At 62.4% G+C, this 11,003-nt stretch carries 5 protein-coding genes; 1 reads left to right on the forward strand and 4 read right to left on the reverse strand.

Annotation, left to right across the window (positions count from 1 at the left end; all coding sequences use genetic code 11):
• The 4 genes from VF515_21915 to VF515_21930 all read right to left on the reverse strand — a co-directional run.
• Positions 1-773 (reverse strand): VOC family protein (locus tag VF515_21915; GenBank protein ID HEX7410287.1); only part of this gene is annotated, 773 nt, incomplete at its 3' end.
• Positions 774-1,344: 571 nt separating this feature from the next.
• Positions 1,345-3,387: a beta-galactosidase gene (locus tag VF515_21920; GenBank protein ID HEX7410288.1), complete on the reverse strand. Its 2,043-nt coding sequence runs from the start codon at positions 3,385-3,387 to the stop codon at positions 1,345-1,347.
• A 121-nt stretch (positions 3,388-3,508) separates the two neighbouring features.
• Positions 3,509-5,344, reverse strand: a complete 1,836-nt coding sequence (locus VF515_21925; GenBank protein ID HEX7410289.1) for a right-handed parallel beta-helix repeat-containing protein — start codon at positions 5,342-5,344, stop codon at positions 3,509-3,511.
• Between the two features lie 113 nt (positions 5,345-5,457).
• Positions 5,458-8,892 (reverse strand): TonB-dependent receptor, encoded by a 3,435-nt coding sequence (locus VF515_21930; protein HEX7410290.1) that lies wholly within the window; start codon positions 8,890-8,892, stop codon positions 5,458-5,460.
• A 483-nt stretch (positions 8,893-9,375) separates the two neighbouring features.
• On the opposite strand from VF515_21930, the gene VF515_21935 reads away from it, so the two are divergent.
• Positions 9,376-10,677 carry a hypothetical protein gene (locus VF515_21935; protein HEX7410291.1) on the forward strand — a complete coding sequence of 434 codons (1,302 nt, stop codon included), beginning with the start codon at positions 9,376-9,378 and terminating at the stop codon, positions 10,675-10,677.
• Positions 10,678-11,003 lie beyond the last annotated feature (326 nt).

Below are 11,003 nucleotides of genomic sequence, written 5' to 3' on the forward strand. Positions count from 1 at the left end.
AGAGCGATGTGATGCAGCCCCTCTCCGTATTTCGACAGGTGATCCAAGTACGTGGTTGGGCCGATAGTGGGCTGAATCCACTCGTAAACGATCCTGCCCTGCCGCTGCCACCCGAGAATCGCATCGAACTTCCCGGGTTTAGCGTGATAGATCAAGTCCCACAACACCGGGTGCGTGAAGTCCATCGCCGGGAATCCGAGCCGCTCCCAGTATCGGGAGACCGCCTTCAGGTCGCGCGCCACGAACGCATACTGAGAGAGTCGCTTCGCGTTCGGCTTCGGTGCAGGTGCCGGCGGCAAACCCGCGCCGCCCAGGTCGCAGAAAACTCCGACGACATACTTCCCCTCTTCTGCCGTGTCGAAGAGGACGTAGCGACCCTCAGTGCCGAGATTCCGCCCTTCCAGGACCGCGACGCCAGCATTTGCCATTCGGGCAAGCTCCTGCTCCACGGCAGCCTTGGTGGGAGCGTGGTGAATCAGCGCCATGATGCCCTGCCCGTGCTTCTTCCGATAGGCCGCGAACGGGGTCTTGTCATCGAGAGGCTGGATAAAATCGACAACCGTGTCGCCTAAACGCGCGATGGACCACCTAACGCCCGGGCCGGCACCGGGATTCGGCCGCACGTCGATGATGCCGAGCTTTTGCCATCCCGCGACGGTACGGTCGATGTCGTCGACGACCCAGAAGACACGATCAACGCTCTTGTAGAAATCCGGCAATTCGGCGGCTAGGGGCACAACGACCCCGAGCAGCAGGACGAGTGTTTTCATCATATAGGTATGCCAAGCAATCGGACCAAACCACCGACGCCACGAAGCCGGCAGCGCGGCGATATGTCGCCGTCTCCGAAAGTGGCGGAACTGAAACCTGAAATCACAAGTGAGCCGCCGGTCGGGTTCATGCGTTCGTACGCCTTCTGGTCCATGTGTCGAGTCTACAGCTCCGCGAACGTGGTGTCTTGCGCCGCGGTGGCCACGGCGACCGCATCGCGATTCTGAAATATCGGAAAGTACGATAGTCCCCGGCTCCGAGAAGCGGGAGGCACCCGAGGAAGAAATAGTTGCGCTTAATTAACGCTCCCTCGGGGCTGCGGCTGCTGCTCCCCGTCTGCGCCGTCGGGGTGAGTAAACGCTGCGCGAGTTGTCGCTCCGCTGGCGTCCTGGGAGCGGCAGGCGACCAGGAGGGGAATTTGGTAGCCGACAAGCGTACGCCGGTGTGCAGCGAACATCAGCTTTCTGCACGTGGGTCGCGATCGACGTTCCCCTCCCGGTTTCGATGAAACTCCCTCCTGGTCACGTCCTGCCGGCAGGGTCGAGCGGGTTTGAACCATCGAGAACTCCACGATCAACGCTCCGCGATTACCGCGACACCCCAGGGGCGGAGATCGACCCGGACGCCTTTCTCGACGGGATATCCGGTCAGCAAATCCACCCCTGTTGCATAGGGATAGGTAAAGCACGCGTCCTGCTCGGAAAAGTTGAAGTAATAGCGAAGCAGGCGGCCCTGACCGTTGCGTCCTTGCCGTATTTTGACCTGTGGCGGAAGCTTCTGGTCCTCGCCGGCCAGTCCGGCACGCGAAATCGCGTCTCGAACGATCTCGCGCTGCAGCGCGTCGGTGACGACCGTCGCTTCGTAGGTGAGGGTTCCGTCGCCGTAACGGTTACGGGTGATTACGGGAAAGCGCCAGGTGGTGTCGTCCAGCGAAGCGAGCACCTCGGCTGTATCGGGAAGCAGAAATTCGGCCCACACCGATGCCTTGTTCTCGCCGGCGGCGTGAAACGGATCGGGCGTCAGGGGAACGGGTTCGGCGAGACTGCTGAATTCCTGATAGTGGAAACCGGCCGCTTCGCGCAGAGGTCCCGGCGCCATCACATGGCGCACCGTGGAGTATTCGTCGGTGAATCCGCTCTTGAACGCCATCACCACGTGGCCGCCGGCCTTCACATATTCGGCGATCTGCCGCAGGACGGCATCGGACACGCTGTACAGAGGCGGGACCATGAGGAGCTTGTAGCGCGACACGTCGCCGTCGCCCGCCTGCACGAAGTCGGCTTCGACGTTCAGATCGTAAAGCGCATTCCACATCTGCGAAAGGACGGTCTGATAGTTGACGCGATCGCTGAAGGGCATGTAGGCGATGGCATTGGCGGAATCGGTACTGAACAGAATCGCGACCTTGATGTCCTTCTTCAAATTGACGAGCTGCGGGCCAAGGCGTTTGAGTTCCGCGGCGACGCCGGTCATCTCTTCGTACAGGCGGTTGGGCTCGAGGTCGTGCGAGAGGATCCCTTTCCAGTAGGTCTCCTGGCCGTAATGCAGCGACGACCAGTGCCAATACTCCACCATGTTGGCTCCGGCGGCGAGGTGGGCATAGACGACCTGCCGGAGCTGGCCCGGATAGGGTGGATATTGCGAGCGGGAATCCCATCCTATGGATTGCGCGTTAGTCTCGGTGACTAGGTAATTGGTGTGCTTCAGTGAACGGCCCACGTCGCCGCTAAACCAGATTCCCCGGCCCTCAAGGCGTTTCTGAGTGCTGAAGTAGGGGTTCTCGGCGGCCACGTCGAGGTGTTTCGCGATCGCCCATTGATCGAGATTCGTATGGGCGCCGCCGCTGAAGTCCTGGGTAATGAACTGGTCGGGGCGCTTGTACTCATTGACGATCCTGGCCTGCCACGCGAGATAATCGGTTACGATATCGTGCTGGAAATTCTCCCATTCCAGCTTGTATCCGGGGTTCAGGATTCCGTCGCGAGGCGGCAAGTCTTGCCAAGTGTCGACTAACTGCCCCCAGTAACTCAGACCCCAGATGCGATTGATGGTGGCGGGCGAGTGATATTTCCGCTGGAGCCGGGCGAGGAATTTGGCGGTGGCGTACGGCGTCGCGACGCCGGTGGGAGCGGTTTCGTTATCGATCTGGTAGCCGATTACCGCCGGGTGGTCTTTGAAATGGCCGACGATCGCGCGGATGACGCGCTCGGCCTTTTCGAGGAAGTAAGGGTTCAGGAAATCGTAATTCTGGCGAGGACCGTAGGCACCGGGCGCGGACGAGGGCGGGTACGACGGATAGTATGGGTCCGAAAGGGTGGGCGCCGTGCCGGCATGGGTCACTAAGATTTCGGGGTGTTCTTTGTACAGCCAGGTTGGAATGGAGTAAGTGGGGGTGCCGAGGATGACGTGAATCCCGGCCTGATGGAGCCGGTTGAGCGCGCGCTCCATCCAGGCAAACTGAAACTCGCCGTCGCGAGGCTCCCAACTGCTCCAAGTGGACTCGCCCATCCGAACCACGCTGATGCCGGCCTTCTGCATCAGGGCCACGTCCTTCTCCAGCCGTTCTTCCGGCATGTACTCCGGATAGTACGCGACGCCGTAGAGGATGGTCTCCATCTTGTCGGGCGCGAAGGCGGCGCTTTTCACATCGGCGGCATGGGCGGCCGCGGCCGCGAGGGCTGACGATACGATCACAACTTGAAAAACGTTCATAACAGCATCCTTCGTCTAAACAACCTCAATTCGGGTATCGGGCAGCGACGCCAGGGCGGCTAACGTCGAGGTCGAGTGACGCATTGCCATGCGCGGGACCGAGATAGTGTTTCAGCGTCAGGCCCAGATCGGCGGACCGCGCGAAGCCATCCCATTGGCGGACGACTTCGCCGGCGGGTGAAACGAGCAGGAATGCCGGCGCTTTGCCGAAGCCCGCGCCGCTGGTGGCCGCGCGTTCCACGGAGCGGACCGCGCCGAAGTTCCAGTCGTATTGCAGATTCGGTACGCCCTCATGGATCACGGCAGCATCCAGCCCGCAATCATGGTACTGCGCGAGCGCGGTCTGGACGAAAACGAGTTGGGAGCGCGCTTCCGGTTCGGCTTTGCCCGCGAAGAGCAGCAGTGTCCATTTTCCGCTGCCGTACGGCACGCCGGCCGGCGCTTTCCGGCCGGTGGACGGCGGCGCGGGCGATGAAACGGCGCCGAAGCCGGCCAGGGTCTTGAGTGGACTGAGGAGCCAATCGAGACCGGGGTTGGCAAACCCGTCCGCCGGCGAAATTTCAGTCCATTGGTCGAACGCAGTGAACTCCCGGTTTCCGTACGACCATTTCGCCGCTTGGCGGCCGGGGCGCCAGTAGAGATTGCGCTCGAATTTCACCGGCGGCGCAGAGCGGACGAGGCTGGGGACGTAAGAGACGAGCAGGTTATCGGAGACGATGTTTGGCCGTGTGCCGCTGAATTCGGTGTTGGACATCTGCAGCGCGGGCCCATCGATGGGCGGATTCCAAATGACGGTGTTGTGCTCGATCAGCACGCCATCGAGGGAACCGCCATCCCAGGTGGCCGTGAACAGGTCTCCCTGACGCCGCGCCAGCTTCGGACTGCGTGCGTTGTTCACGCAGACGTTGTACCGCAGCACGCCGTTGGTGGTGGCGCGCTTACCGGCGCCGAAGATGGCGGCGCAGTATCCCTGCGCGTCATGGGCGTAGTTGAACTGGACTGTGTTGTCGTCATTGCCCCAGTCGATGTCGTAGACTCCGCCGTCGACTCCGGGCGAATCGATCCAGAAGCCCTCGGTGTTCTCGACGATGCAGTTGCGGCAGGTCCACGTCCAGATTCCATTGGGCGTGCCGATGGTCTCGCGCTCCTGAAGGCCGGTGCGCCACGCGGCGCTCTTCTCGATCCGGCCGTTCTCGGCGGCGAAAAGAACGATGCCGTCGCCATCCACGTCGTGAACGATCGAATTGCGGACTACGATGTTGCGGGCGCGGGTGTCCGATCCACTGACGTAGATGCCGGCCCACTGCGAGGTGCGATAGGCGGTGACGCCGTCGACGAGGATGTCTTCCAGGGTGATGCCTTTCGCGGCGGCGATGACAACCAGGCCGGAGGCTTTCTGTTTCGGCGTTCCACCGACATCGTGCACCACCAGGTCGCGCAGAACGAAGTGCCGCAGCACGAGAGAGCCCGGGGTTGCGCCGATGAACACGCCGTACGGATTGCCACCCGTGGTCTCGAGGTTTTCGATCTCCCAATACTGCTGGTTCAGGAGTTTTACCGCCGCCTCGGCGGCTCCCGCTTCGATGACGGGCAGTAGTCCCTCACCATAGGCGCCGATGCGGATGGGGCGGCCATCTTCGCCCGAGCCTTTCGGGACGAGCGAGCCGGCACAGCGGGAGCCGCGGCGCAGGAGGATCGAATCGCCGGGCGCGAATGTGGCCGCCGAGATTTTTTCCAGGCTCTTCCACGCGGCCGATTGCGAGGCGCCGGATGCGGTATCGGAACCGGATGCGCAATCGACGTAGTAGGTCGCCGCGGGCGCGGAGTTCGCCAGGAGGAACAGCGCAAAGAGTGCGGTCACGGGAGATCCCGCGTGCCCGCACCGGCAGAGCCGGTGGTGAGATGGATGCAACATATTGGATCCGGTCTAGCGGGCCCGCGCCGGAAGCGACGCGGGTCCGCTTGAAGGATTCCTTACCAGCCCAACCGGAGCCCAAGCTGCATATTGCGCGGGCTGCCGCTCATGCCGGTGATATCCCCGAAGTTGCTGGTGTTGCCCAGGCTGGTGTTCGGGTTGGCGAAATGATGCCGGTTGAGAACGTTCAGCATCTCGGCGCGGAACTGCAGGCTGGCACGCTCCTTGAAGCGCCAGTACTTCAGCAGCCCGGCGTCCTCGTTGGACCAGCCCGGCCCGCGCAGCGCGTCATAGCGGCGCTGCCCGTTGCCGAGCAGGTGGTTCACGGGATTCGAGAACGCCGACGGGTTGAACCACAGGTTGGCCGTCGAATTCTGCACCCCGGGATTGAACCCGGAGGGGTTGAACGTACCCGCCAGGCTCGCGCTGCGGTTCCAGTCCGCGTACACCGCGCCTTCCCAACCCGGATACCAGACGTTGGGCGAAATCGCCAGCGGGTTGCCGGTGTTGTAGTGGAACAGGCAGCTGATCTCCCAGCCGCCCAGGATGGCATTCGCCCAAGCCGGCGCCGACTTGAGGAACGGCCGCCCATGGCCCACCGGAAGCTGATATTGCAGATACCCCTTCACGATGTGGGTCTGGTCGTAGGACAGCGGGATGTTCGCCTCGGCTCCCAGGTTCCGCATGTCCTGGACGCCGGCGGTGTTGTCCCAAGTCTCGTCGAACGCCGTGTCCACATCGCCGCGCGCCTTGGAGTAAATGTACGAGAACTGCCCCACCAGCCCGTGCGACATGCGCTTGGTTAACTGCACCTGCAACGAATCGTAGCGCGAGACGCCGGTGTTGGTGCCCACCGAGTAGATCGGCCCCCACGTCTGCCCCGCCACCTGCGGGAACGGCTGAATCGCCATGCCGGCGTAGGCGCTGAAGCCCGCGTAGGGATACGGCACGCCCGCCGCGGCGGCGCTCGGGGCGTCAGAGATCCACGCCGTCGGATTCACCTTGGGATCCTGGTAGGCCGCCGCCAGCGGCTGGTTGCGATACAGCCCGCCGAGATGCAGGCGCCGCCCGAGATTGCCCATGTACGTCACTCCGCCTACCAGGTCCTTGTCGACTTCGTACTCGAAGCTGACGTTGTACTGGTGGGTGTAGCCCTGGAACAGGCTGTTCGGGTTTACCGTCACCACGCCCCACGGCAGCGCGTTGGGATCCTTGGTAGGCGCCTTGTACTGGTCGGGATAGCCGTTGTCCCAGTTGAAGCGCGGCACGTTACCGGACGCAACCAGAGTATTGGTCCCCTGGTAACCGGGCGCGAAACCGTAGGGCACGCCGGACCAGTAGTTGATCCCCTCCGGCGAGTAGAAGATGCCGTACCCGCCGCGGATGACCGCGTTGTTCGTCAGGTGGTAGGCCACGCCGATGCGTGGCGCGAACTCCTTCCAATCCTTGTTCCGTTCGAAGGAATCGCCCGGGCTCTTCAGAAATTCGAGAGCGCCCGGCAGGTTGTACTGGGTGTTGGTGAGGGTGAGGTTGAAGTTCCCCCAGTGTCCGTACTTCTCGTGGAACGGCTGCGCCTGCTCCCACCGCACCCCGAGGTTTACGGTCAGCCGGCTGGTCACCTTGATATCGTCCTGGAAATACGACTCGACGTAGCCGCGGCGCCCGTAGAGGTCGAACGGCACCCCTTTGCTGGCGCTGTCGACCGCGCCCAGCAGGAAGCTGGCGAAACCGAAGCCCACCTGGTTGGCCCAGGTTGCCCCCGGAATTCCGGTGGTGGCGTTGGAGAAACCAAAGGTCAGCGTGTCCAGCCCGGCGTGGCCGTTAATCTGCTGTTTCCACAGTTGGATGCCCGCCTTCATCGTATGGTGCCCTTTCACCCACATCAGGGAATCGCCCACGATGTACGAGTTTCCGACGTAGTATCCGCTGGAGTTGTAGCCGATCCCCGTTTCGCCCACCCCGTTGACCGCGCTCCCGAAACCGATGGTCGGGAACAAATCGGCGCTGGTCGAGTTTTGCAACCCCAACGTCTTATTCCAGCCGTTGCCGGCCTGTTCCGAAATGCTGGGATTCCGGTAGCGGTTGTAGGCTGCCGAGAACGTGTTCACCAACCGCGGGGAGATGGTCCAGTTGTCGCTGAAGTGGATCTGCCGCCCGGTGACCTGCTGGAATCGCGCTTTGGCGAACGGGCCGCCGGTCGGATCGGCCGGGTTCCATACCCCGCCCTGGTCCGCCAGGATGCGCGGACGCTGGCTCCACGTGAACGAGCCGCTCGCCTTGTTGCGATCCGAAAAAGCGTGATCGCCCTTGACCGTGAACTGCGTCTGGTGAAACCACGGATTGTTGGCATTCGTGATGGCAGAGTTATTGGCCAACCGGCCCGCGATCATGGGCTGATACTGCGCGCGATAGATGTCCACGATCTTCTTCGATATGTTGCTGAACCGGTTCTGCGGGACGATATTGCCCACAAACGGGTCCGATACCCAGGCGCCGTTCACCTGCCGCAGGGTCGCCGGGTCAAAAATCTGACCCTGGATGACGTCGCGCCCCAGCGCATCCTTGCCGAGCGACTTTCCGGTCAGCAACTGGCTGAAGTCGCCGTTCAGGAAGGCCGGAACCGGCACCGTGGCGCCGTAGCTCTGGCTAAGCGCGTAGTTGGACATGGTGTACTTCTCGAAGGAGCCGAACACAAAGGTGCGGTTCTTGCCGTTGTAGACCTTGGGCAGAACCACCGGTCCGCCGAGGCTGACGCCCCCGAGGAACTGCCGGTCGGGCGCCCGCTGGTACAGCGGGTTGTTCGGAGACTGGCTGAGGCTCCAGTTGTTCATCCAGCTATTCGCGTCCAGCGCCTCGTTGCGCAGGTAGTAGAACGCGCTGCCGTGCAGCTCATTGGTTCCGGACTTCAGGGCGAAGTTGAAAATGCCGCCCGCGGAATGCCCGTATTCCGCCGACATGCCGCTGGTCTGCACGCTGAATTCCTGCACCGCCTCCATCGGCGGGCTGGATTCGCCGACGTGGCCCTGGATTTGCGAGGTGGCCGAAATCCCATCGATCAGCACATCCTTGCTGAACGCCGCGCCGCCCGCGATATAAGAGGTCCAGTTGTTGCCCTCCACCGCCGGCGTGAGGGCATACGCGAAGCTCTCCATGGCGCGGCCGCCGGCGAAGGAAAGCGGCAGGTCCTTGATGGCTTCGCTCTGCACGGTGGTGGAAATCTGGGCCGTGTCCACCTTCAACAGGGACGACTCCGCGTTGACGGTGATGCTCTCCTGCACCTGCCCCGGCTCCAGGGTTACGTCCAGCCGCAAAGTCTGCCCGACCGACACGGTCATACCGGACCCGTGGTACGTCTTGAAGCCGGCACTGGTGATCCTGATTTCGTATCTGCCGAAAGGGACGTTGGAAAGTGTATACAGTCCCACGTCATTCCCGGTGGCGCGGGTGACGACCCCGGTGTCGACGTTGGTGAGCACGATCTCTGCGTTAGGAATGGCGGCGCCGCTTCAATCGAGGACCGCCCCGCTGATCGTCCCGCGATCGGACTGCGCTGACGTCGTGATGGCACACAACAACAGCGCGGCCAGCGTCAGACAATGACTTGCGATTATCCTTTTCATATCTACCTCTGTTGGAGCTTCACCCCTGAAGACTCCGGTCTTACTCAAACATGGCTGCTAGGGAAGAACACTCCTGAAGCGACGAGCATAATCCTTTTCGCGGCCGATGTATGCGCTACAGCCGTTATCACACTGTTAAAATTCGCTGCAGACCGCACGGCGGAGCGCCCCGGCGCCGTTGGGGAAAGCAGCGGAAATGGGAGGGTGGAAAACCCGGCTTGAGTTTGCAACTACTTAGACAATCCAGACGCAACCGGCGAGCACGCGCTGGAGCGGTTCCGATAACGCCCGATAACGCCTGATAACCGCGCGATAACCGTTAATTTTCGCTACAATGGTGGCCGGTCAGGCGTAAAAGTGTCGAAAACCGTCCACGATGGGCCGACCGGCGGCATCTCCCGTTACGAGGTGCGCGACCAGCTAAAGCGTGTCTTGCTTAGCCGGCACTTCGTGAAGGCCAGGAAGAAGAGCCGCTTCCTGGAATTCATGTGCGAGCAGGCGCTGTCGGGAAAAGCCGACGAGGTGAACGAGTACACCATCGGCTCCGACATCTACGAGCGGGGCGCGGCGTTCAATCCGCAAGAGGATTCGATTGTCCGGGTGCAGGCTCACGAAATCCGCAAATCGCTGGTTGCGTATTACGAGGAGAAAGGTCGCGAAGACCGTTTGTGGATCGATCTACCGCCGGGCGGGTACGTCCCGGTGTTCAGGCGGATCAATGATGAGGCGACGGCAACGGAGCCGGAGAGTCGGCCAACTCGGGCGTGGTTTCGCCGGCCGGTCCCGGCTTTGCTCGCCGGTATCGCGGTTTGTGGCGCTCTGGCAGGCGGGTGGCTGCTGCGCGATCTGGTTGGAAGAAGGAGCAGTGCCGTGCCGCCGCGGCTTCCGGAGGGTCTCGCCTGGTTTTGGCATCCGTTCGTCCCGCCCGCGCCGCCTCCGCTGGTGGTGCTCCCAGTGCATCCGCTGTTGCGCGCGGCGCATGGCGGGGACAGTCCGGCGATCTGGGAGCGCGGCCACGCGATACCGAAGGACCAGATTCCGGAGTTTCGCGACACCATCCATTTTCGGGAGCTCCCGGAGTTCCGGTTCGTGCCCAGCACCACCGATTTCACGGCGGTGGGCGAGGCCCTGGGGCTGCTGAATCTTTCGGAACTGCTCGCCGGCGCCGGCCAGAAGATCCGTGCCAACGCCGGAAGGCTGGTGGACTACGAGGCCGTCAAGAGCGGGAATACGATCCTGCTGGGAGGCAATCAGTCGTGGAGCGGCCGCATCTTCCTGTATTCGGCGGGGTTCGAGCTTCACAACGGCGTGATCTCAAATAAGCAGCCGCTGGCGGGCGAGCAAGCCGTGTACCGGCCAGAATTCGACGCAGTTACCGGCAACCTGAGTCGTGATTACGCTTTGGTGCTGATGCTGCCGAACGAGCGGCGGGATCAGCGCGTGCTGCTGATTTACGGCATTTACACGCAGGGGTCGCAGGCCGCCATCGAGTACGTGACGAACACGGAGCGGATGCTGGAGCTGCGGAGGGTATTGGTGGAGCGGTCGGCGGACGGCAAGTCCATCCCCAAGTACTTTCAGGTGCTCCTGAGCACCACTGTGGAGAGTTACGTGCCGGGCAGGGTCTCGCTGGTCGGCACTCGCATCATTCCCGAATAGGCGGCCTGGAATTCGGATTCGACTCAACGAAACTAGACGGTCCAAGCGCGCGAAAGACTTGCCTTATCCCGCGAAGGCTTGGAACGTATTCTGGTTCTGCCGGCAGTCACTGCAACCATCAAGACCCTTTCGATAGCCCCTTCTGCCTCGCGCGCGTGGACCGTCTGGTTTCGTTGCCATCGTCGGCTACGCGGAGACTGGCCCCAAACGGCCATCTGAGAAGCATGGGAGGCGTCTCCGGTCGTATCGTCGGCCAACCGGAAGTTGGCCCTTGGTGTCGGGACGGGCACCGCGGGCAGTCGCGCGATAGCTGGCGTGAAATCCCC

It is taken from the genome of Candidatus Binatia bacterium, from assembly GCA_036382395.1.
Lineage (GTDB): Bacteria > Desulfobacterota > Binatia > HRBIN30 > HRBIN30 > JAGDMS01.

Coding starts and splice junctions, on each gene's coding strand:
- VF515_21920 (HEX7410288.1), bottom strand. CDS start 3,387: ATGGAGACCATCCTCTACGGCGTCGCGTACTATCCGGAGTACATGCCG.